Source organism: Candidatus Saccharimonadales bacterium (assembly GCA_039928925.1).
In the GTDB taxonomy this organism is placed as follows: Bacteria; Patescibacteriota; Saccharimonadia; order Saccharimonadales; family Saccharimonadaceae; genus UBA6022.
The window spans coordinates 71329-94056 of the sequence record JBDSSF010000001.1; the positions used below are offsets into that span (position 1 = coordinate 71329).

Below are 22728 nucleotides of genomic sequence, written 5' to 3' on the forward strand. Positions count from 1 at the left end.
ACGTTACACTAAAGAATAAGAAAAGCAGAAGCATTATGGCTCAAGATAAAACACTCATTGTCGGCAACTGGAAAATGAACCTCACTACTCATGAGGCAAGTTTATATATTCATAAGCTCGCAGGTCTCGTAAAACCTCACCGTGACGTCGAAGTTGTCATCGCACCGTCACTTCTTTCACTCCAATCACTGAGTCTTCAAATAGACCGAAAACAGTTTAAACTCGCTGTTCAAAATCTCTACTGGCGAGATAGCGGTGCATTTACAGGCGAGGTTTCAGCCGCGCAGCTTCACGGCATTGTTAACTACGCTATTGTCGGTCACTCCGAACGACGTCATATTTTCCATGAATCAGACAAAGATACCCGTGCGAAGGTACAGGCAGCGATTCGTAATGACATTAAGCCAATCCTCTGTATTGGTGAAACAGCCAGTGAACGTGCCGATGGTGAAACGCATGACGTCCTTCACGATCAACTTCTTGGTGGACTTGCTAATGTGACAAGCGAAGAACTAAAAAGTGTTGTCATCGCCTACGAACCAGTCTGGGCAATCGGAACGGGTGTTAGCGCTATGCCGGCAGACGTTGAAAAAGCAGTGAAGACGATACGTAACCAGGTTAAACACCTTTATGGTAAAGAAGCAGCCGAAGCAATCGCAGTTCTTTATGGTGGTAGTGTGAAGGCAGATAGTGCTGCAGCATACCTCGCAACTCCTGGAGTTGATGGATTACTGATTGGTGGAGCAAGTCTCGAAGCAGAAGGATTTGTCAGTATCATAAAAGGGGCACATAAACTAAAAAGTAAGGGTGGGGACCAATGAAAGAACTTGATTTTGACGAACTAGACCGGGCAGTGAGCTCTCTCATGTCTGATGCCTCATCTTTTGCTACTTCCGCTCCTGATGGACCAAAAGAAAAAATCCTTGACATTCCACTGACAGATACACAGCCTGCATCTCAAGCAGGTGGCTTTATGATGCCTGGCGCTCAGAAAGTCGATAAGGCCGAAGACGACGACGATGCGGACGAAGAAGATAATACGCCAGTTGTCAAAGCACCACCAGCGATTCGTCGTTCGAATGGCCGCTTTATGGACGTTGTTCACCCCTCATCAGATATGAAACAAGCAGGTCCATCATTTACTTCAGCACCGAGGCAGGGAATAAGTATCTCCCCTGCCCCATCGGTTCTTGCTATGCCGACTGAGCCACCAAAACCAGTTGAGCCAATCGAACAAACGCCAACAGCAGCACCAGTGGTCTCTGAACCTGAAGTAAAAGAAGAAGCTGCTACGAGCGACTGGCCTGACCCACTTGATATGGCGAAACCGTCTGAGGAAAAGCAAGAAGAGAAGCCTGAAGAGAAAGTTTTAGATACTGAACCTGATACAGAACTTGCAGCAGCTCTTGAATCGCTCCCTGCTATTGATGAGGAAGTAAAATCTTCACCACTTGCATCACCGTTTCTGAGTGATACGAAAGTTGAAAAGCGACCACTCGGTGGCTCTGGCTCATTTACAGTAAGTGAGCAAACAAACGCGCTAGCAAGTGATGTACCCGTTCCAGAAGTGACAGCTGAAGATCAGACGGTTACAGACCCTACGGCATTTGAAGCACCACTTCCTGAAGAATTCCAATCTGATCTTGTGGCAATTGAATCTGGTGAGGCGAATGAACCAACACCAGATCTAGTTCCAGCTCCAGTTGAAGCACCTGCACTCGTTGTCACGACAAAAATGGCATCAGCTCCAGAGCGCGTGACCTCTAAAGAGCCAGTCAAAGCACTTATTCCAGACCATTTCCCTGACGAAGATCTTCCAAAAGGACCATCGTCTATTGCACAGCAGTACCGCGAAGAAGCAAGCACTGGTGACCAGACGAATGGCTCAATCTATGACACGGATTCATACCATAAACCACTTGCGCATCCAGCTAAGAAAAAAGCTAGTTGGCTATGGATTGTTTGGATCCTTCTTATTCTTGCCGTTGGTGCAGGCATTGGTGCCGGACTCTACTATTTCGGTATTGTAAAATAGTCAGCTTCAGTGTGATTCACGTCTTAAGTCGGCTATACTAGATACAATGGATTTATTCGAAGGACTTAACCCGGCACAGTCCGAGGCAGTACAAACTGTGGACGGCCCAGTACTCATTTTGGCAGGTGCGGGGAGTGGGAAAACAAAGACACTGACGCACCGTATTGCGTATCTTATTGCGCACGAACATATCTGGCCAAATGAAATTTTAGCCGTTACGTTTACGAACAAGGCCGCTAAGGAAATGCGCGAACGTCTCGGCCATCTTCTGAATCAGAACGGTTCCAACCGTTCTTTTATGCCATGGATGGGAACATTCCATGGTATCTGCGTTCGACTGCTAAGACAAGACGGAGACAAGATTGGTATTGCACCAAACTACGTTATTTACGATGAGGATGATCGTCAGGGACTTATTAAGCAGGCGATGAAGCAACTGTCCCTTACGGACAAGCAGATTAAACCCCGTGCCGTCAGTAGTATTATTAGTAATGCAAAAAATGAGCTTGTCAGTCCTGGAGAATTTATTTCTACGGCTCAGTATCCATTCGAACAATCAGTAGGGAAAATATATGAGCACTACGAAACACTCCGCAAAAAAGCCGGCGCACTAGATTTTGACGATCTTCTGATTGAAACAGTTCGTCTGTTTAAAGAAAAACTAGATATAAAAGCTATTTGGCGCGACCGCTTTAAGCATATTTTAGTCGACGAGTACCAGGACACAAACGCTGCCCAGTACGCCATTATTAAGAGCCTCATCGGTGAATCTCGTAATGTCTGCGTCGTCGGTGACGACTGGCAGTCGATCTATAGCTGGCGAGGGGCAGACTTTACGAACATTTTGAACTTCGAACGTGACTTTCCAGGTGCAAAGATTATAAAACTCGAGCAGAACTATCGTAGCACTGGCTCTATTCTTGAAGCCGCACAGAATGTTATTACTAAAAATACGACAAGAACAGATAAGAAGCTTTGGACAGCTGAACCAATGGGTGATCCAGTTCAAGTCCACGGGGTCTACGATGAAGCCGAAGAAGCCTATACGGTTGCAAGTAGAATCAGCGCTCAGGCGGCAATTGGGGCAAGGGCATATGGAGACTTCGCTGTCTTGTACCGAACAAACTCCCAGAGCTACACACTTGAGCGCTCATTTTTACAGCTCCGTATCCCCTACCAGATTATTGGCGGTGTTCGTTTCTATGACCGTAAAGAAATTAAGGATATGATTGCTTATCTTCGACTCCTCTACCAGCCAAACGACAGGATGAGCTTTACTCGTATTGTGAACATCCCAGTAAGAGGTATCGGCGCAACCAGTCTCGAAAAATTCCTATCATGGCAGGCAGGTAGTGGCATGGATATTATCGGCGCTCTTTCAAATGTCGAGCAGACTAGCAGCCTGATGCCAAGGGCGCGAATGGCCCTCGCTAAATTCGGTGAGTTACTAAGAATCTTACAGGCAAAAGTCCAGGCAGAGCAATCACCAACTGAGATTATTGAATACCTTATTGAAAAAACTGGGTATCGAAACTATCTTCTCGATGGAACACCGCAGGCAGAGGAGCGGGAAGCCAACATCGGTTCCCTTATATCTGACGCCGCATCGTTTGCCTCGCTTCCAGACTTCCTCGAAGAAGTGGCGCTCATGTCGAGTGCCGATACGAGTAGTAATGATCAAAAGGTGACGCTTATGACGATCCATGCTGCAAAGGGTCTCGAGTTCCCTGTTGTTTTTATGGTCGGCATGGAAGAGGGTATTTTCCCACATTCGAGAGTCTACGAGGCAGGTCCGAGCGAACTTGAAGAAGAGCGTCGTCTTTGCTACGTCGGTATGACGAGAGCAAGGCAGGAGCTTCATCTTAGCTACGCACAGAGCAGGCTGCAGTTTGGCCAGCGGGCATATAATCCAGCATCTAGATTTCTGAGTGATATGGGCTACGAACTCGCTTCGATGCCATCACCATCATTTAAGCAAAATACCTCAGACGAGACATTCTTTGACGTACCACAGTTTGAAATATCAGACCGAGTTCGCTCATTACAATTTGGGGCAGGCGAGATCGTTGATATAGACGGCATGGCGGTAACGGTGTTATTTGACAGCGGCCAGCGGAAAAAACTAAATGTTGAATACGCACGGCTTGAAAAAATATAGTTTTCAAAATTAGCGCCATACGGCCTAATTTGGTATAATTAATCAAAGTACATTCTAAATTGAATGCTACCTTGTGTATGAGAAATTTATTTCGTATTAATCCCACCCACCTATTCCGTGTTTTCGCTTTTACCGGCGTCGTTTTGTTATTGTTTACGCTTTTTAGCTCAGTTATGACTGCACAGGCGGCTACAACCAGGACAGGAACCGGCGGACGCCTCATTACGATCCACGATAACGGACAGGACCGTGGCCTTATGACAAACGCAACGACTCTTCGAGATGCGTTTAATGAAGCCCATATTCCACTAGATAAAAATGACCTGGTTGAACCTGGTCTTGATGAACAACTCGTCGCAAATAACTATGAAGTGAATGTCTATAGAGCACGTCCTGTCATGATCATCGACGGTGCGGTTCGTCAAAACGTTATGACCCCATACCAAACAGCCGAGCAAATTACCCAGCACGCTGGTATCGAGCTTCACGACGAAGATAAGACAACTATTAGCAGGAGCGACAATATCGTTGCTGATGGAAGTGGCCTCCTCCTTACGATCAACCGGGCAACACCATTTACACTCGTACTTTATGGTAAAAAAGTTAGCGCGTATACACAGGCAGCATCTGTGGGAGACATGCTAAAAAGTAAGGGCATTAGTCTTGGAAAAGATGACACACTTTCAGTTGGATCAGCTACAAAAATACAGGCTGGTATGTCAATTGAACTATGGCGAAACGGCGTCCAGACAGTGACGCAAAGTGAAGATATCGCCTTTACGACTCAGCAAATTCAAGACGCTGATCAGCCAGTTGGCTACAAGGTAGTCCAAACTCCTGGTGTTAACGGGAAGAAGTCCGTTTCATACCAGATCGAAATGAAGAACGGTATTGAAGTAAGTCGTCAGGTGATTCAGAGCGTCACAACAACAGAACCGGTCAAACAGGTTGAAACTGTTGGTATTAAAGTAAATCTTCCCCCTGGATCTCATCAGGACTGGATGGCAGCCGCTGGTATTGCCGAGAGTGACTTTGGATACGTCGAATATATCGTTGGCCACGAAGGTGGATGGTGCCCAGTAAGATGGCAAGGTGATCGCGGATGTGTCAATCACGGTTCTGCACCAGCAGGATCTGGCTATGGTATCGTGCAGGCAACTCCTGGCGGTAAGATGGCGTCAGCCGGAGATGACTGGCTTACGAACCCAATTACACAGCTTCGCTGGGCAACAGGTTACGCAGTAGGAAGATACGGTAGCTGGGCGGGTGCATATAACCACTGGCTCTCTAGTCATAACTGGTAATCATGCCAAATAAATCCCTCGGACAGCACTGGCTACGAGATCGCGATGTGTTAGCGCACATTGCAGATCTTGCAGATATTAAAAAGTCAGATACGGTTCTTGAAATTGGTCCTGGACTTGGTACTCTAACATCCGAACTGCTCAGACGTGCAGACAAGGTGATTGCCGTTGAATTTGACGAAGACCTGGCGCGAAAACTCCCCGGTCAGTTTCCTGGCAAGAATCTCGAAGTCAAAACAGGTGACATCCTTTCATTCGATCTTTCCCAGCTTCCGAAAAACTATAAAGTTGTTGCCAATGTCCCCTACTACATCACGAGTAAAATAGTTCAGCTTCTTATGACAGCAGATAACAAGCCATCAACAGCAGTACTTCTTGTCCAAAAAGAAGTAGCCCAGCGCCTCGCGGCAAAACCAGGTGATCTGAGTATCCTCGGCGTCAGTGCGCAGCTTTTTTCTCATGTAAGTCTTGGCGACATAGTTCCGGCTGCTCTTTTTGAGCCAGCCCCTAAAGTAGATAGTCAGGTGGTGGTATTAAAAACCCGCACTGAATCATTTCTAGGTGATATACCAGAAAAAGAATTCTTTAAAGTTGTAAAAGCTGGCTTCTCTGCAAAACGCAAAAAACTACGCTCGAGTTTGTCTGCTGGTCTTGGTATCACGAAACCAGAACTAGAAGCAATGCTAAAAGAGGCGAACATCAGCCCGGACGATAGGGCAGAGAGCTTGTCGCTCGATGATTGGCTACGACTAACGAAACTTCAATAATACCTGGCATACGGCCAGGTATTATTCGTAGAAAACAAAAAAAACATAAAAAAAGACGCCTACTTGGCGCTATGCATATCGATTGAAGTTATCGACAGTTAGATAATAAATATATGCCTGGGGCGGGTAACTGTTTCCAGTAAACCCGCCCCAGGGGCAAATCACATACAATCTGAAGTGATCAGCTCGCCCCGAAGGGGAGGTATCTGTCACAGATGGAAGAGCAGAACTGCTCGTCCGGTGACGATCGCATCAGTTTAATACATGGGCCCGCAGTGGGTTCACCGTCCAGCGCAGCTGTTTGGCTGGCACGGCGTCCCCACTGCGGGGGCTTGTGAGCGGGTGGACGTTTGGGCCGCTGCTTCGATTTGCATCGACGCGGCCCAGACTACTGCCCGAGAATCACTGTGAACATTCCTTCACCCTTTCTCACGCGAACTAGCTGTCGCATGGGTCACAAAGTTGCTCTAGGCGTCTTTCCCTTGCGCGGGCAAAAGACGGAGAACCCTTTGGTGGGGGACTCTCTAAACCCTAGACTAAGGTCATTCGTTCTCCATTCGGACTACATGTGCTTGATCACCGAGTGCGACGACGGCCACTTGCATGGGCGCCGTGTCCCATCTGGAGTGGCCGCCGCCGGCCGATGATCAGCTGTCGCTGGTGATCGGGTCGGAGCCGCCGGCCGGGGAGGGGTTCGAGATCTCGGACTTGGTCTTCTTGAAGGACTCGTGGTGCGAGGTGGTGCCGTACGGAGGGGACATGGTTGGTGTACCTTTCGTTTGGCCGGAAGTGTGATTCACTCCGGTCTGATCTATACTGAAATTATGTTCAGTCCAGATCAGACCGGAGTATTTTTATTACCTAACTGTCAAAGTACCGACCAGGATTGAATTGCTCCACTCAACTGATTGATTTACACACTCTACATCATAATTATACTATTGTCAATATCTTTTAAAAAAAGTTGCTAGAATTATATAAAAGTGAAATAATATATACAGGTTTATGCCAGTAGTCCCACACTTCGATCGGAGTTCGCATGGTTCTAAGACGAACCGCTGTGATCCTGCTAGGACTTGTCCTATCAGGTGTTGTGATGCTTGTTGCAGTCATGATTCATCTCGTGGCAGCCGGGAAAATGTCAACGTGGCCGTCTGCGCTTCGGTGCGTAGACGACATGACGGGCGATGATCATCCGGAAGGTGCATTTGCAGATGCACTGTGCATTCTCACAAGCCATGAGATGTCGGAGGAACAGAGGCAGTTCGCTGGGCAGTATGGACTCGTGGCCATGTATGGTTTACCAGAATCTGGTGAGATCCAGGGTGTCGGTATTGCTCCCTATGAGTCAAGCTGCGTCGTGTTTTTCGCGGGATCACCCAGTAGCCCGATTGCAGGACTCATGCCGCGATACGCGTACACTGGAGGAGATTTCCATGTCAGTACGTCCGCCAACGGAACAACCATCGCCGATATCACCCAGTTTCTAAGGGATAACGAGGCGATGTGTTCCTGACCCGCTACTAGCAGTGTAGAGCCCCGCTCCGCTGCACACGGTAGCGGGGTTTCTATATCTAAGATTATTAGCTCATGTATAGTAGTCATATGACAACACTTCAGATTGCTTGCTCGACAACTCTTGATGGCTCTATGAAAATAGGGGATTCATTTCATCCTGAAGAGATTGGGGCAAATCGTGAGAAGTTTCTCAAAAAGAATGACATGACTCTTGAACAGATGATTCTTGTGCCACTCACATACACTGGCGACAATTACCGCCGCTATTTTACTGTCGGTAAAGATGAAGCAGGTGAGGGAATTACTAAACCATCAACAAAAGAAGCCGACGGGCTACTCACAACTGAAGCTGGCCTCAGCCTGTTTCTTCCTCTTGCCGATTGTATCGGAACGGTGCTTTACGACGCTAAAAATGGAGCAGTGATGCTCACTCATCTTGGGAGACATAATCTTGAACAAGAAGGTGGAAGAACATCCGTCGAATATATGGTCCAGCAATGTGGCAGTGATCTCCGTGATATAACCGCCTGGCTCAGCCCTGCAGCGGGTGGAGTGAATTATCCTCTCTTTGGATTTGATAACAGGAGCATGCACGACGTTGCTATAGAGCAACTTCTTAGCGCCGGTGTTTTAAGGGAGAATATTACCGCATCTCCTATTGATACAACAACCGATCCAAAGTACTTTTCACACAGTCAATTTCTAAAGGGCGAAAAAGATAGTGATGGCCGCTTCGCTGTCGTTGCCGTCCTTTATGAAGACTAGTTTATACCTCCTATGTAATCTGTTACAATAAGACGCAATGGGAAAAAAATTATACATCACTACCGCCATTCCTTACGTGAATGCCAAACCGCACATTGGTAATGCGCTTGATTACCTCATCGCAGATATTTGGTCTCGCTACCAAAAACAAAATGGCCATGAAGTTCGTTTTCAAGTTGGAACTGATGAACATGGTAATAAGATTGCCAGTAAAGCCGCAGAGCTAGGGCTTCAGCCCCAAGCCTACACTGATCAAATGTACGGAAACTTTGAGCAGCTCATGCTCAAAACTGGTGCCGAGTTTACAGATTTCATCCGCACAACAGACCCGCACCATATTGGTGCAGTTCAGTATATCTGGCAAAAACTCCAACCGTATATCTATAAAGGTACCTACGAAGGTTGGTACTGTGTTGGACATGAGGCGTTTTTTACAGATAAAGAAGTGCAAGCGACAAACGGCGTCTGCCCCGATCATCAGACACCATATGAACATGTCAGCGAAGAGAACTACTACCTAAAAGCTAGTGCATTCACCGAGAAGATTCGTGAAGCCATTGAATCAAAGCGTATGGAAATTGTTCCTGAATTTCGTGGTAAAGAGTTCCTTGAACTTATGAAAGACGGGCTTCAGGATGTGAGCATTAGTCGGCCACGTAAAAACCTTTCATGGGGTGTTCCTGTTCCTGGTGACCCAGAGCAGGTTATGTATGTCTGGATTGATGCACTTGCAAACTACATCACCGTCCTTGGCTATCCAGATCGTGCTGGTTGGGAAGAATACTGGCCTGCAGATGTACAGGTAATTGGCAAAGATATTCTTCGTTTTCACGCTGGTATTTGGCCTGCCATGCTTCTAGGTCTTGAGCTTTCAGTTCCAAAGAAGCTACTCGTTCATGGCTTTATTAATATTGCCGGAGCTAAAATTAGTAAAACAGTCGGAAACGTCGTCGATCCAAATGAGGTGATTGATCAATACGGTCTTGATGCTTTTCGTTATTTCTTTTCTCGCCACATCCCAACTCAGGATGATGGCGATTTCACATGGGAGAAACTTGAAACTGCGTATAACACCGAGCTTGGCAATGATCTGGGTAACTTAGTGCAGCGTGTATCAAGCATGATCGTTCGCTACCAATCAGGGGTTATTGGCGACGCTCCACAAAATGAGCATGACAATAAAACATATCATGAACATATGCAGACACTTAACTTCAACCGTGCACTTGATGAAGTATGGGCAATGGTCCGAGGCCTTAATCAGTACATTGAAGACGTTAAGCCTTGGGAAATAGCTAAAACTCGTGAACAAAATCCTGACGCTGAAGCACATCTTTCCGAGGTATTATCTCATGCAGTAGGTAACCTTCTTCAGATCGGTGATCTTCTCCTGCCGTTCTTACCAACGACGGCTACTGCTATTCACGGTATGTTTGAATCGGGGCTTGTGACTCCGTCGACGAGTGTTCTCTTTCCAAAGATATATCTTCACACTCCTGATCCTCGTGCGGGACTTCCTCCAAAGAGCTAATATGCTAATCGATACGCATTGTCATATCCATGAATCTGACTATCCTTTAGATAGTACTGTTGTTTTACAGCATGCCAAAGACGTTGGGGTAGGTAAGATGATATGCGTCGGAACCAGTGAGAAGAGCTCAAAAGATGCTATTACGTTTGGTGGCCTTCACGAGAACATTTACGCCTCGATTGGCGTTCATCCACATGATACAAAAGATGGCTATGACATAGAGGGACTTTTTAACGCACCACGACTTGTGGCTGTTGGTGAAATTGGTCTCGACTACTTCTATGCACATAGTAAGCGCGAGATTCAGATACAGGCCTTAGAAGCCCAAATACATATGGCACTCGCTCATAATCTCCCAATTATCTTCCACGTTCGTGATGCGGCAACAGTCATACAAGGACACTCAGTATGGGATGACTTTTGGCCAATTATAGATAATTTCCATGGCATAAGGGGTGAGCTGCATAGCTTTACTGATTCACAGATTCAACTTGAAAATGGACTGAAACGAGATTTTTTTATAGGGGTCAACGGTATCAGTACATTTACAAAAGATGAGGCCCAAAAAGCCATGTTCACCTCAATTCCGCTGTCTAAATTACTTCTTGAAACTGATGCTCCCTTCTTGACACCAGCTCCTGTACGTGGTATAGTCAATGAGCCAGCATTTGTGAAGTACGTCGCAGAGCATCATGCAGCGGTAAGAAATATACCACTTGATGAACTTGCGGCAGTAACGGCCGCAAATGCTACAGTGCTTTTTGCACTCTAACATACACACGAAAAGAAACCTCTATAGCAACTAGACGGAGTAATAACTATGTCAGAATTTGAACATATCCCGACAGAACTCACTACCGACACTGATGTGTCCCTCCATGCTGGCAATCCAGATCTATTGGATTTGGCAGAAGCACGCATTCTTCTTGAAAAAACTCAAAATGATCTTGCATCCGAAGCACTAAAGACGACTCCACATGGGTATATTGGACGTCTGAGCGTTATTGTGAGCGAAGCACGACAGTATGAACTTGACTCTACAATATCAGACGATGATTACGAGTACACACAAAGTAATGTCATATCGCTTGCCGATGCGCGTCGCCGTAAACAAGAGAATACGATATTTCTCGACAAAGCAGCATAAGGAGATCATGCCATGGCTGATGTATTTAAAAAAGCACTCAAACTACTTATCGGAAACAGTTCATCTCTTCCGAAACTAAGTATGCCAAAAAACCGACCGTTCAAAACACTGACTGAACGTGAACTAATTCAACTTGAAAGTAATATCGGATCAGAGCTATTTGGTCCTATTCCCGCTGGGAATCGACGAGAATTTTTTAATCTCGATCCAAATACGTGGATTTGGCACGAAGAATGGATAGATGTTGAAACTGGTAAGAAAAAAGTAGCGACAACAAGGTACGAAGTTCACGATAATGGCATCTTGAAAGTACAAGAAGGTGCAAAGTATAAATTTATCGAAGGTGAAGAGTTAAAAAATCTGACAGTTGCCGTGCAGATGTATCACGAGCGAGTAATGCGTGAAGTATACCAGCGTGATCCAGCAAGCGGTGAAAAGCTTAGCTAACTGGTATAATTAGTTACGTGAGCACTGATACTATTTATCTTGATCATGCCGCGGCGACTCCTATGGACGAACGTGTGCACGCTGCTATGCAGCCGTACTTTTCTGAACTCTTTTATAATCCATCAAGTCCATATTCTCCTGCCATTGCTGTACGGCGAGATTACGAAGAAGCAAAGCATACAATTGCAGGTATCATAGGCGCAAAACCAGATGAACTTGTCATGACTGCAGGCGCAACTGAATCAATTAATCTTGCTTTTGGAGCCGTTACCGGCCACGTTATCACGGCAAATATCGAGCACCATGCTGTGCTCGCGGCTGCGAGAACTCACGATCATACCATTATTGCAGCTGACGAACGTGGAACTATCTCACCGGAATCGGTGAAGCAGGCGATTCGACCTGAAACTGAGCTTGTGAGCATTGCCACCGCTAACAATGAACTTGGCACCGTCCAGTCTCTCCGTGATATCGCAGCTGTGATTCACCAGGAGCGCGAAAAGCGCCTTGAGGCAGGTAACCACACGCCTATTTATCTTCACACAGATGCATCTCAGGGGGCAGGACAACTCGATATTACCGTAGCGCGGCTTGGCGTTGATATGCTGACCCTTAATGCGGGGAAGATGTATGGTCCAAAACAAGTTGGCCTTCTTTGGGCAGCAAGTCATGTCCGGCTTCAGCCGCAAATTGTTGGCGGTGGACAGGAGCGAGGGCTACGAAGTGGAACCGAAAACGTTGCTGGTGTGATCGGATTTGCGAAAGCATTTGCGCTCGTTGATCGTCACCGAAAAACAGAAGTTGAGCGACTCTCAAAACTACGGGACACGTTAGAGGAAAAGCTAACGAACACATTTCCAGAAGCGGTCATTTCAGGTTACCAAAAAAAGCGGCTAGCAGGACATCTTCACATTTCATTTCCAGGTATCGATGCTGAGCGTCTTGTATTTGGCCTTGAAGCACGCGGTGTACTCGTTGCAACAGGTAGTGCCTGCGCTGCAAATAAAGGGACACGTTCACATGTGCTTACTGCCATCGGTCTTGATCCAACAGTCGCAGATGGAAGTCTGAGACTCACATTTGGCCATCTATCGACAGAAGAAAATACCGAGGCTGCAACGTTGATTCTTATCGATGTGATTGCTACTGAATATAAGAGGCTAGCAAAATGATAAAAGGACTTATTTTAAGCGCCGTTTTGTTTGCGGTTATCGCTTTTAGCCTCAGTGCGTACCTTGCACCTGATGATCTTCGTACGTGTTCGGCGGTATCGCTAACAAATTCAGAGTGTGCTGCGAGCGATGCAATCGTTGCGGTAAGTGGTGGTGATACCACTGCAAGAACTAATGAGGCGATTAATTTGTATAAAGCTGGTTGGGGTAAGAAGCTTATATTCTCAGGCGCCGCAGCCGATAAATCAGGACCAAGTAATGCAAAAGCGATGCAAGGTTTAGCGGAACAAGCCGGCGTATCAGACAGTGATATTATCATCGAAGAGTACGGCGAGACAACAAAAGAAAACGCTGAAAAAACACGTAATATATTCAATGAATATAATATTAAATCCGTTATTTTAGTGACAAGCGGCTACCACCAACGACGGGCAGGACTTGAGTTTAGCCAGCGTTCACCTGACGTTACAATTCGTAACCATCCCGTTGCAAGTGATGCGCAGTGGTCCTCATGGTGGTGGTTAACGCCAACAGGCTGGTACCTTGCACTCAGTGAGTTTTTCAAAATCATTGCATTTTACGTGGGTGGTAGCAGATGATCAATGTCTATGTTGGTATGAGCGGTGGGGTTGACTCCTCATTAACTGCGGCACTTCTTGTCGAGCAGGGGTATAACGTCACGGGTGTTTATATGAAGAACTGGACCCAGGATCTTCCTGGTATGAAATGTCCATGGGCCGACGATCTAGCTGATGCAAAACGCGTTGCCGTTCAGCTCGGTATCGACTTTAAAGTATTCGATTTTGAAACTGAATACCGTCATAAAGTCGTCGACTACATGATCGAAGAATACCGCCTGGGTAGAACCCCAAATCCAGATATTATGTGCAACCAAGAAGTAAAGTTTAAACTCTTCCTAGAGGCAGCACTTGAGGACGGTGCAGACATGATCGCAACAGGTCACTATGCACGTGTCGAAAACGGTATCTTAAAACAAGCCGTCGATACTAATAAAGATCAGACCTACTTCTTATACCGAGTAACGGGCGAGGCACTTGAAAAAACACTGTTTCCACTTGGTGAGTTCACAAAACCTGTTGTACGCGAAATGGCGAAAGAAAGAGGCCTTTATACCGCTGGTAAAAAAGACAGCCAGGGTATTTGTTTTGTTGGAAAAATTGGTATACGTGAATTCTTATCTCAGTACGTCGAACAAACATCGGGTGAGATTATAGATAAAATAACACGTAAAGTTCTTGGACATCATGACGGGGCAATTTTCTACACACTTGGCCAGCGACATGGGCTTGATGTTGGCGGCGGACTCCCGTACTACGTCGTTGGTAAGGATATGGATAAAAACGAAGTCTACGTGACGACAAATCTTAACGATGAAACACTATGGAGAGACACGGTTGGACTTCAGAACCTTCACTGGATAAACGAAACACCAGAAGAAGGAGTCTATACTATTCGGATTCGCCACCGTGCTCCGCTTACAAAAGCGACGTTATTCCACACAGAAGCAGGAGGAGCAAAACTGACGCTTCATGATCAGCAGCGTGCGGTCACTGCCGGGCAGTCAGTCGTCATCTACAAAGATGATATATGCCTTGGTGGCGGCATTGTCGATTAGGCTCTCACTGGAAGTTAAATACTTGGTGACTGAGATCTAGCTTATGGTATATACTGAGTAAATGTATAAAGCGTGGGCGCTAAGACAATCAAAAGGCTTTACAATTGTCGAACTTCTTATCGTGATTGTCGTCATTGGCATTCTTTCAGCTATTGTTATCGTAGCGTACAGAGGCATCCAATCGAATGCCTCTGATGCAATTGTAAAATCCGATGAGACGGCAATATTTAAAGCACTTCGCAGGTATAAAGTCCTTAAGGGCAATTATCCTCAATCTACGGCTGAACTTGAGTCAATGGCAGATGCGGTGACAGGCTATCCAGAATCAAAAATTCGTATTAATACAAGCGCATATGATGTCACGACACCAGCTGCCAGTAACGATACGAATCGCCGCAATCTCATAATTTGTGTGCGAAGTGGCCCCGATCCAAGAGCGGGAATTGCAAGTCTTAGTAAATCTGGAAAGATATTTTTCTACACTTCATTCGGTGGTCCTTCTGAGAGCACACAGAATTGGATCGCTCAGCAATCAACGATGTGCCCACGATTAGGCATCGCGACAACTGATCCTGGCTATGCAAGATCTTTTGGTTATGAGAGGTCAGCTACCCAAGACCCATCAGTCGGATGGAAGCCATACACAAATGGTGAATAGCTTTTTATAAGGGAATAAAAATAGCCGCGACCCGGCTGGGCGGCGCCATGTGGCACCAGCCCAGCCGTTTTCGCGGCGTTGTCAGAGACCCGCTAAGGATCTGAGACTCTGTAGCCCTGGTGTATCAATCTCGATGTAGTAGCCATCACACTCCGGGATGGTACGCTCGGTGTGGTCTGAGAGAGTCACAACTGTCGAGTTGGTCTCGTTGTTGTGCATGATTCGAAGGAAATTCTCGAACCGGATAGGTATACGGTTCTCGGTTCTCCTTCTGTCCTCCCCGTCATTTTTATATGTGACAATGGTTATGAACGAATCCATAACTATCCCTCCGGCTTTTTGAAAAACATCGCCAATCTGACAATGTAATAAATTATATCATGGTATCATAATATTGTCAATATAGTCCAAAATGACAATGACTGGTAAAATAACAGATATGAATGCTCAAGAAATACGTCAAGCTTATCTAGATTTCTTTAAAGACCGCGGACACGCAGTTATTCCACGCGCAAAAATAGTGCCGGAAAATGATCCATCGACTCTTTTTACAGGAAGTGGCATGCAGCCAATGATTCCATTTCTTCTTGGGCAACCACACCCATCAGGGACTCGTCTTGTCGATAGTCAAACATGTCTTCGAGCTCAGGACATTGAAGAAGTAGGCGATAACCGTCATACAACCTTTTTTGAAATGCTCGGCAACTGGAGTATGGGTGACTATTTTAAAGCTGAACAAGTCCCTTGGATGTTCGAGTTTCTTACAGAAGTTGTGAAATTAGATCCAAGCAAGATCTACGTCACATGTTTTATTGGTGCACCAGAATATAATATTCCAAAAGATACCGATGCTGCACAAATTTGGCAAACACTTTTTGCTACTAAGAATATTACGGCTGAAGTTGCTGACATTGGCTCAGAAGAGGACGGCTATTCTCGTGGCATTAAAGATGGTGAACGAATATTCTACTACGATGGATCAAAGAACTGGTGGAGTCGAAATGGTGGTCCAGAAACGACACCAGTAGGTGATCCGTGTGGTCCTGATTCAGAAATGTTCTACGACTTTGGTACGCCGCATAACATTGAGTATGGTGAATTTTGCCACCCAAACTGCGACTGTGGTCGTTTTATGGAAATTGGTAACAACGTCTTTATGGCGTACAGGAAAGAGGCTGAAGGTGTCTTTGTCCCACTTGAAAAACCAAACATTGATCATGGCTCGGGCTTAGAGCGCATTGCAGCTGCTGCAATCAATGACCCAGATGCATATAAGATCAGTCTTTTGTGGCCAATCATTGAAAAATTAGAGAAAATTAGCGGCAAGAGTTACGATGCAAATCAGGCAAGTATGCGGGTCATCGCTGATCATCTTCGCGCTGCAACATTTATGGCCGTTGATGGTATCGTACCGAGCAACAAACAACAAGGTTACGTTATGCGTCGTCTCGTAAGACGTGCCATGATCAAAGCATTTGATCTTGGTATCGAGCAAAACTTCCTCGAACAAATCGTGCCAGTTATCGCTGATCTTTATCATAATGATTTTCCAGAAGTTGCCGAAAACCGTGAGCAGATTATTGCAGTCCTTATTAAAGAAGAAAAGGCATTCCGCCAAACAATCAGAAAAGGCCTTTTGGTGTTTTCAAAACTACAAGCAGGTGGTCTTACGGGCGAAGAAGTATTTACACTGTATGACACATACGGCTTTCCATCTGAGCTCTCAACCGAAGAAGCATTTAAGCAAGGAATTGATCTTAGCGAAAATTGGCGCGAAGAATTTGATGCAAAAATGACCGAGCAGCGTGAACGCTCTCAAACTGCAGCAAAGGGTACCTTTAAGGGTGGTCTTGGCGGTCAGACTCTTCAACATAAGAAATACCACACGGCGACGCACCTTATGTATCAGGCGCTTCGCCAGGTTCTTGGTGATCACGTCGTACAACATGGAAGCAATATCACTGAAGAACGTCTTCGCTTCGACTTTTCTCATCCTGAAAAAGTAACTCCTGAACAAATTCAAGAAGTTGAAGCTATCGTCAACGAACAGATTCAAAAAGATCTAAAGATTAGTTTCGCTGAATATCCAACAAAAGTAGCGCGCGAAGAAAAAGGTGCGCTTGGTCAGTTTGGCGACCGCTACGGTGATACGGTTAAAGTCTACAAGATGATTGCAGACGGTGAAGATGTTCCGTTTAGTTTTGAAATTTGCGGAGGTCCTCATGTCGATCACACACACGAACTTATCGATGGTGGCAAAACCTTCAAAATAATTAAAGAAGAATCATCAAGCGCCGGAATTCGTCGTATAAAAGCAGTCCTCCAGTAAAGTTATCAGAAATTAAAATAGGGCAAGTGTTCATACACTTGCCCTTCACGTCTTTTGCTGTGTATTACTACACAGCCCTCATTGAAGATTATCTACTTCTTGGTGCCATCATTCGAGCCGAACAGTATCCAGCGGACGAGTAGTACTAAAAGCATGAGCACATCCAGTATCAAAACTGCCATAATGTAGGATGCCACAATCTTACCAGTAGGAGCGTCACCATAGCCCCACCAGTCGATCTTGCAGGTGAGAGACGACAATGACTCACACCCCTTCATCTTGACACCGATGACGAGGAACAGGGTTACTCGCTCGACAGCGAAGATGAGTAACAGAATACTCAGTACAAATCCAAGTCGACGAGGAGCGCTACCGAGCTTACTGCCAGATCCTGACGTCATGATAACTCCAAATTTTCGAGGAACGGATGATGAAACTATACAATGTTATTCATTTAATATCAATAGATGAGAAAAATATGTCTCCATCTAATGGTAAGAAAATTTCATCAAACGCGTAAAGTGCTCTATAATGAATACTAATTATGGTTTTTGATAAATTTCGCCAAGCTCGCAAAAATACATCTGATGCAGATTACGTTGTCGCCCTCGACATCGGTACTGAATTTGTCAAAGCACTTATTGCAAAACAGACAGACGATACGCTTGAGATTGTTGGCGTCGGACGTGCACGCCAAGATGTTAGTGACATGTACTCTGGTGCAATAGCAGACATATCTGGCGTTGTTCGTAACTGTGAAGAAGCACTGAGTGCTGCCGAAGATCAATCTGGCATTCACGCCACTCGTGTCGTTATCGGTATTGCAGGTGAACTCGTTAAGGGTGTCACAAATACAATTCGTTACCGCCGCCCACAACCAGATCGTCCACTCGATGTTGCCGAAATGGAATTCATTATTGAAAAAGTTCAAGAGCGCGCCCAGGGTAAGGCTCAAAAACAAATCGCCCTTGAAACAGGTAACGATGAAGTTGAAGTAAAGCTCGTAAACTCTGCACTTGTGAGTATTCACATTGATGGCTACAAGGTTAGTAATCCAATTGGTTTTCAGGGTAAAGACGTTGCAGTACAAATCTATACCGCCTTTGCGCCAATGGTGCATATTGGCGCCCTAGAGCGCGTCGCAGACGAACTGGCGCTCGAGCTTGTTGCTGTTGCCGCTGAACCATTTGCCGTCAGTCGTTCGGTTCTTGGAACTGATGCGAGCAGTACGTTTACAGCTATTCTTGTCGACGTTGGTGGTGGTACAACGGATATTGCGGTCGTCAATGATGGTGGCGTCGAGGGAACAAAAATGTTCGGTATTGGTGGCCGTAGCTTTACGCGCACAATCGCAACTGACATGGACCTCAATTACAGTGACGCTGAAAAACTAAAAGTGAACATTGATAGTCCTCAGATCAAAGCCAGTGTGTCAAAAGATGCAAATGCAGCAATCGATAAAACACTAGATGTCTGGCTTGCTGGTGTTGAACTTGCGCTAAGCGAATTTGATTCAGTCGATCATTTACCAAATCGTATTCTTCTTTGTGGCGGTGGTTCAAGTCTGAAAAAGATTATCACGTCACTCGAATCAAGTGCATGGCACAAAGAACTTCCATTTACAAAACAGCCTACGGTGCAGCTTATTAATCCTAAAGAAGTTGCCGGAATTACTGATGCAACAGGTGATGCAAACGACCACACCTTCATCACAGCCATGGGTCTTCTAAGGGTTGGATATGATACAATAATTGGTAGTAGTGATACAGATACGATCAAGGATAAACTAAATCGGCTTCTGAGAATATAAACAATGAATAAAGACGTTATTTACATCGATGTCGAAGACGATATCACGGCAATTATCGGTAAGGTAAAATCAGCCAAAGAAAAAATCGTCGCACTTGTACCACCAAAACGAATTGGTGTGTTACAGAGTGCTGTCAATCTTCGTCTTCTTGCCCGTGCCGCAGGCCAGGCAAATAAACACCTCGTTGTTATTACGAATAACCCAGCACTCTCAGCCCTGTCTGCTGCAGCACTGCTTCCAGTCGCAAAAAATCTTCAGAGCAAGCCAGGTCTTGCTGATATTCCAGCCCTGGATATTGATGATGGGGAAGATGTCATTGATGGCGCTCAGCTCCCTGTTGGTGAACTTGTAAAAACTGCCGATACCCCACAAGGTCGTAAAGTAATTCCTGTCTCAGATAATACAGGTACGGATACTGCGGTTGATGACATCGCAAAAGCGGCAGCTCCTTCTGTTGGCGGAACACTCGCAAAGCCAAAAGCGAAAAGTGGCGTTAAGGTACCAAACTTTAACATTTTTCGTAAAAAACTCCTCCTCCTTATCGGCGGCGGCATTTTGCTTATAGGATTTTTAATTTGGGCAATATTTATCGCTCCACGTGCAACGGTGCTTATTACTGCAAGAACTACAGATTCATCCGTAAACAGCAAAGTAACATTCGATAGTACAGCAAAGACAGACCTTACTTCGAACGTCATTCGATCTGCAACGCAGCAGATCAAAAAAGATGATTCAATTGAGTTTGATGCTACTGGTAAAAAGGATGTTGGTGATACGGCGAAAGGCAATGTAAAATTATCGAAGCTTTCTCCATCTGCAACATCAATCCCAGCTGGTAGCCAACTAACAAGTACCGCTGGACTCGTATTTACAACTGATACTGACACGACAATTCCTCCGAGTACTCCATGTTTTCCTAGTTTCTGTGCACAGAGTGTGACCGTCGGTGTGACGGCTGCTGCGAGCGGTACAAAATATAACGGAGCAACAGGTGCACTGAGTGGTGCACCAAGCTCCGCATCGGCAAGCTTCGTGGATGCAAGTGCTGGTGGTACAGATAAGGTCGCAACAATTGTTACTGCAGATGATATCCAAAAAGCAACAGATGCACTTCTTCAGAAAAATAACGATGACATGAAAACACAGCTAAAAACTCAGTTTGGCGCTCAGTCAGTCGTTCTAGACTCAAGCTTCATGTCATCTCAAACTGGAGCAACTTCAACGCCCGCTGTAAACCAAGAACTTGTTGCCGGAGCTGGTAAAGCAAAACTTTCTGCAAGCCTAACATATACAATGGTTGGTATCGATAAGTCTGAAATTAAAACATATCTCGATGCATACTTTAATAAGCAACTAACAGATCAGAATAGTCAACGTATCTATGGTGATGGTTTAGATAAAGTAACATTCACGAACGTTAATGCACCAACTGACGGTAAGCCGACAGCAAACATTGTCGCAACAGCTCAAGTTGGTCCAAAGATTGATGATGCAGTCATAAAATCAACTGCCATGGGCAAACGATACGGTGAAATTCAATCTGCAATCGAAGGCATTCAGGGCGTTAACAACGTCGATGTACAGTTCTGGCCATTCTGGGTAACATCAGCACCAAATGATACTAGCAAGATCAATGTTGAATTTAAATTAGATGCCTCAAACTAAGTCGTATCTCGCTCTTGATGTCGGTGAAAAGCGCATAGGTGTCGCCGTAGGTGACAGCGGCGTCCGGATTGCCGTGCCTTTTGATACGATCGAAGTTGATGGTAATGAGGTTGAACGTATCGCACGACTGGTTATCGACGAAAGTGTCGACACGGTCGTTGTTGGATACCCGCGTAACCAATCGGGCGAACCAACTGCACAGACCGCGTTTGTTGAAGATTTTACAAAGCAGCTTACAGACATTGCACCAGATCTTGTTTTTCAGGACGAGTCACTTACGAGCGTTATCGCAGAACAGCAGCTGAAGTCATACAAAAAGCCATATTCCAAAGGCGATATTGATGCTCAAGCTGCGGCTATTATCCTTCAGGATTATTTGGAGCAAAATGCATGAACAATGATATCCGACCACCTCGACCACAGCAGCGTCCTGAGCGATTAGTACAGAATGAGCCCGTAAAGCCACTTCAGCCAACCATAAGACCTGAGGCAGTCCCTTCATTCGCACCAATAGCAACACCTGAGAACATTCCTTTTGCTCCTGCTGAGCCTAGTCCAATTCCTGACCCACCAAAGCTTTCTTTACCAGATAAAAAGAAGCGTTCTGGACTACGTAAATTTATGATTGGTCTTATTGTCGTCGTTGTTCTTGCGGTCATTGCCGTTATCGGATCTTACGTCTGGTATAACAACCAGCTCCAGGCCGTATCAAGTGATGCGAAATCTGCCCGTGTGAGAGTAACAATTGAGAGCGGCGCAAGCCCAGCTATGATCTCTACGCAGCTGCATGATCAAAAACTCATTCGAAGTACGTTTGCTTTTGATATCTATACAAGGCTTTCGGGTGTAAGAGATAAGTTAAAAGCTGGGACATTTAGCTTATCTCCTCACGACACAACGCAGCAGATAGTCGACCATCTTGTAGCGGGAAAAACAGACGAGTTTCAGCTTACATTTCTTCCAGGTGCAACAATCACAGATAATAAAAAAACCCTTATAAAAGCTGGTTACGCCAAAGCTGATGTCGAAGCGGCATTTAATAAATCATATGTAGACAAATACCCAGATTTATTTAATGGCCATCCAGCATCTGCTGGCCTTGAAGGCTATATGTACGGCCAAACATATAGCTTTTTTACAACTGCAACGCCTGAGGATATCATTTCCCGGACTCTTGATGAATTTAACACGCATGTTGCGACGCTGAAGGCTGATTTCCAAAAACAAGGACTCACTCTCTACCAGGGGATTACACTTGCATCTATTATCCAACGAGAAACAAGCTCAACTACGCCTGATAGTGCAAGTAGTGACCAAAGCCAAGTCTCTCAGGTTTTTTACTCACGGCTTGCGGCAAATATGCCACTCGGTTCTGATGTCACCGCATACTACGGCGCGGACCTTATTGGAGCGTCCCATGCTGTCACTGTCGATACTCCTTATAATACCCGCATTCATACAGGGCTGCCTCCAGGTCCAATAGCAACGCCAAGCCTTGGTGCGCTAATTGCAGCCTCGCATCCTGCAGCAGGAGATTATATGTATTTCCTCAGTGGTGACGACAATATTACGTATTTTGCACGTACAAATGATGAACATGAGCAAAATATCACGAATCACTGCCAAGTTAAGTGTTCAATTCCGTAAATAACAGAGGTAGATATTTTATAAAACAAATTGACATTCTTTGCAATGCCTGATACAATAAATCACAGCACATTTGTAAGTTCGTCTACTAAATGCGGTCAAAAGCTGTATATGCGAGTGGGCAGTACGAATTACAAAT

General features: G+C 45.5%; 21 protein-coding genes. 20 read left to right on the forward strand and 1 reads right to left on the reverse strand.

Annotated elements, in window-relative coordinates; genetic code table 11:
- Positions 1-35 precede the first annotated feature (35 nt).
- The 16 genes from tpiA to ABIS22_00450 all read left to right on the forward strand — a co-directional run bounded on the left by tpiA (position 36) and on the right by ABIS22_00450 (position 17467).
- Complete coding sequence (gene tpiA / locus ABIS22_00375) at positions 36-821, forward strand: triose-phosphate isomerase (GenBank protein ID MEO7740353.1); 786 nt, start codon at positions 36-38, stop codon at positions 819-821.
- The gene (locus tag ABIS22_00380) at positions 818-2035 is read left to right on the forward strand and encodes a hypothetical protein (GenBank protein MEO7740354.1); all 1218 of its coding nucleotides are present in this window, start codon (positions 818-820) and stop codon (positions 2033-2035) included. The genes tpiA and ABIS22_00380 overlap by 4 nt, the downstream gene beginning before the upstream one ends.
- Positions 2036-2081: 46 nt before the next feature.
- Positions 2082-4193, forward strand: coding sequence for a UvrD-helicase domain-containing protein (locus ABIS22_00385; GenBank protein ID MEO7740355.1), 2112 nt, complete (start codon positions 2082-2084; stop codon positions 4191-4193).
- A gap of 77 nt (positions 4194-4270) precedes the next feature.
- Positions 4271-5497 (forward strand): ubiquitin-like domain-containing protein, encoded by a 1227-nt coding sequence (locus ABIS22_00390; GenBank protein MEO7740356.1) that lies wholly within the window; start codon positions 4271-4273, stop codon positions 5495-5497.
- Positions 5498-5499: 2 nt separating this feature from the next.
- Positions 5500-6264 carry a 16S rRNA (adenine(1518)-N(6)/adenine(1519)-N(6))-dimethyltransferase RsmA gene (rsmA, locus tag ABIS22_00395; protein MEO7740357.1) on the forward strand — a complete coding sequence of 255 codons (765 nt, stop codon included), beginning with the start codon at positions 5500-5502 and terminating at the stop codon, positions 6262-6264.
- A gap of 1039 nt (positions 6265-7303) precedes the next feature.
- Entirely contained in the window at positions 7304-7780 is a 477-nt protein-coding gene (locus tag ABIS22_00400) for a hypothetical protein (GenBank protein MEO7740358.1), read from the forward strand.
- Between the two features lie 89 nt (positions 7781-7869).
- Positions 7870-8547 (forward strand): polyphenol oxidase family protein, encoded by a 678-nt coding sequence (locus ABIS22_00405; GenBank protein MEO7740359.1) that lies wholly within the window; start codon positions 7870-7872, stop codon positions 8545-8547.
- Between the two features lie 37 nt (positions 8548-8584).
- A complete protein-coding gene (locus ABIS22_00410; protein MEO7740360.1) occupies positions 8585-10078 on the forward strand; it encodes a class I tRNA ligase family protein in 1494 nt (497 codons plus the stop codon).
- 1 nt (position 10079) lies between these two features.
- Positions 10080-10850: a TatD family hydrolase gene (locus ABIS22_00415; GenBank protein MEO7740361.1), complete on the forward strand. Its 771-nt coding sequence runs from the start codon at positions 10080-10082 to the stop codon at positions 10848-10850.
- Between the two features lie 48 nt (positions 10851-10898).
- Positions 10899-11225, forward strand: coding sequence for a hypothetical protein (locus ABIS22_00420; protein ID MEO7740362.1), 327 nt, complete (start codon positions 10899-10901; stop codon positions 11223-11225).
- A 12-nt stretch (positions 11226-11237) separates the two neighbouring features.
- Entirely contained in the window at positions 11238-11672 is a 435-nt protein-coding gene (locus ABIS22_00425; GenBank protein MEO7740363.1) for a hypothetical protein, read from the forward strand.
- 17 nt (positions 11673-11689) lie between these two features.
- Positions 11690-12844, forward strand: coding sequence for a cysteine desulfurase family protein (locus tag ABIS22_00430; GenBank protein ID MEO7740364.1), 1155 nt, complete (start codon positions 11690-11692; stop codon positions 12842-12844).
- Positions 12841-13443, forward strand: coding sequence for a YdcF family protein (locus ABIS22_00435; GenBank protein ID MEO7740365.1), 603 nt, complete (start codon positions 12841-12843; stop codon positions 13441-13443). Before ABIS22_00430 ends, ABIS22_00435 begins: the two co-directional genes overlap by 4 nt.
- Positions 13440-14480, forward strand: a complete 1041-nt coding sequence (mnmA, locus tag ABIS22_00440; protein MEO7740366.1) for a tRNA 2-thiouridine(34) synthase MnmA — start codon at positions 13440-13442, stop codon at positions 14478-14480. Before ABIS22_00435 ends, mnmA begins: the two co-directional genes overlap by 4 nt.
- Positions 14481-14541: 61 nt before the next feature.
- Positions 14542-15138: a type II secretion system protein gene (locus ABIS22_00445; GenBank protein MEO7740367.1), complete on the forward strand. Its 597-nt coding sequence runs from the start codon at positions 14542-14544 to the stop codon at positions 15136-15138.
- Between the two features lie 418 nt (positions 15139-15556).
- The gene (locus ABIS22_00450; GenBank protein ID MEO7740368.1) at positions 15557-17467 is read left to right on the forward strand and encodes an alanine--tRNA ligase; all 1911 of its coding nucleotides are present in this window, start codon (positions 15557-15559) and stop codon (positions 17465-17467) included.
- A 92-nt stretch (positions 17468-17559) separates the two neighbouring features.
- Here the strand turns inward: ABIS22_00450 and ABIS22_00455 are convergent, their stop codons facing one another.
- Positions 17560-17868 carry a hypothetical protein gene (locus ABIS22_00455; GenBank protein MEO7740369.1) on the reverse strand — a complete coding sequence of 103 codons (309 nt, stop codon included), beginning with the start codon at positions 17866-17868 and terminating at the stop codon, positions 17560-17562.
- Between the two features lie 143 nt (positions 17869-18011).
- Between ABIS22_00455 and ABIS22_00460 the strand changes: the two genes are divergently transcribed.
- The 4 genes from ABIS22_00460 to mltG are packed head-to-tail and all read left to right on the forward strand — an operon-like array spanning position 18012 to position 22589.
- The gene (locus ABIS22_00460) at positions 18012-19277 is read left to right on the forward strand and encodes a cell division FtsA domain-containing protein (GenBank protein MEO7740370.1); all 1266 of its coding nucleotides are present in this window, start codon (positions 18012-18014) and stop codon (positions 19275-19277) included.
- Positions 19278-19280: 3 nt separating this feature from the next.
- The gene (locus ABIS22_00465; GenBank protein ID MEO7740371.1) at positions 19281-20942 is read left to right on the forward strand and encodes a hypothetical protein; all 1662 of its coding nucleotides are present in this window, start codon (positions 19281-19283) and stop codon (positions 20940-20942) included.
- Positions 20929-21336, forward strand: coding sequence for a Holliday junction resolvase RuvX (gene ruvX, locus ABIS22_00470; GenBank protein ID MEO7740372.1), 408 nt, complete (start codon positions 20929-20931; stop codon positions 21334-21336). Before ABIS22_00465 ends, ruvX begins: the two co-directional genes overlap by 14 nt.
- On the forward strand, positions 21333-22589 hold the full coding sequence (gene mltG / locus ABIS22_00475) for an endolytic transglycosylase MltG (GenBank protein ID MEO7740373.1): 1257 nt from the start codon (positions 21333-21335) through the stop codon (positions 22587-22589). The genes ruvX and mltG overlap by 4 nt, the downstream gene beginning before the upstream one ends.
- Positions 22590-22728 lie beyond the last annotated feature (139 nt).

Bases quoted from the DNA above. Each gene is read 5' to 3' on its own strand.
- tpiA (MEO7740353.1), top strand. From the start codon at position 36: ATGGCTCAAGATAAAACACTCATTGTCGGCAACTGGAAAATGAACCTC.
- ABIS22_00380 (MEO7740354.1), top strand. From the start codon at position 818: ATGAAAGAACTTGATTTTGACGAACTAGACCGGGCAGTGAGCTCTCTC.
- ABIS22_00385 (MEO7740355.1), top strand. From the start codon at position 2,082: ATGGATTTATTCGAAGGACTTAACCCGGCACAGTCCGAGGCAGTACAA.
- ABIS22_00390 (MEO7740356.1), top strand. From the start codon at position 4,271: ATGAGAAATTTATTTCGTATTAATCCCACCCACCTATTCCGTGTTTTC.
- rsmA (MEO7740357.1), top strand. From the start codon at position 5,500: ATGCCAAATAAATCCCTCGGACAGCACTGGCTACGAGATCGCGATGTG.
- ABIS22_00400 (MEO7740358.1), top strand. From the start codon at position 7,304: ATGGTTCTAAGACGAACCGCTGTGATCCTGCTAGGACTTGTCCTATCA.
- ABIS22_00405 (MEO7740359.1), top strand. From the start codon at position 7,870: ATGACAACACTTCAGATTGCTTGCTCGACAACTCTTGATGGCTCTATG.
- ABIS22_00410 (MEO7740360.1), top strand. From the start codon at position 8,585: ATGGGAAAAAAATTATACATCACTACCGCCATTCCTTACGTGAATGCC.
- ABIS22_00415 (MEO7740361.1), top strand. From the start codon at position 10,080: ATGCTAATCGATACGCATTGTCATATCCATGAATCTGACTATCCTTTA.
- ABIS22_00420 (MEO7740362.1), top strand. From the start codon at position 10,899: ATGTCAGAATTTGAACATATCCCGACAGAACTCACTACCGACACTGAT.
- ABIS22_00425 (MEO7740363.1), top strand. From the start codon at position 11,238: ATGGCTGATGTATTTAAAAAAGCACTCAAACTACTTATCGGAAACAGT.
- ABIS22_00435 (MEO7740365.1), top strand. From the start codon at position 12,841: ATGATAAAAGGACTTATTTTAAGCGCCGTTTTGTTTGCGGTTATCGCT.
- mnmA (MEO7740366.1), top strand. From the start codon at position 13,440: ATGATCAATGTCTATGTTGGTATGAGCGGTGGGGTTGACTCCTCATTA.
- ABIS22_00445 (MEO7740367.1), top strand. From the start codon at position 14,542: ATGTATAAAGCGTGGGCGCTAAGACAATCAAAAGGCTTTACAATTGTC.
- ABIS22_00450 (MEO7740368.1), top strand. From the start codon at position 15,557: ATGACTGGTAAAATAACAGATATGAATGCTCAAGAAATACGTCAAGCT.
- ABIS22_00455 (MEO7740369.1), bottom strand. From the start codon at position 17,868: ATGACGTCAGGATCTGGCAGTAAGCTCGGTAGCGCTCCTCGTCGACTT.
- ABIS22_00460 (MEO7740370.1), top strand. From the start codon at position 18,012: ATGGTTTTTGATAAATTTCGCCAAGCTCGCAAAAATACATCTGATGCA.
- ABIS22_00465 (MEO7740371.1), top strand. From the start codon at position 19,281: ATGAATAAAGACGTTATTTACATCGATGTCGAAGACGATATCACGGCA.
- ruvX (MEO7740372.1), top strand. From the start codon at position 20,929: ATGCCTCAAACTAAGTCGTATCTCGCTCTTGATGTCGGTGAAAAGCGC.
- mltG (MEO7740373.1), top strand. From the start codon at position 21,333: ATGAACAATGATATCCGACCACCTCGACCACAGCAGCGTCCTGAGCGA.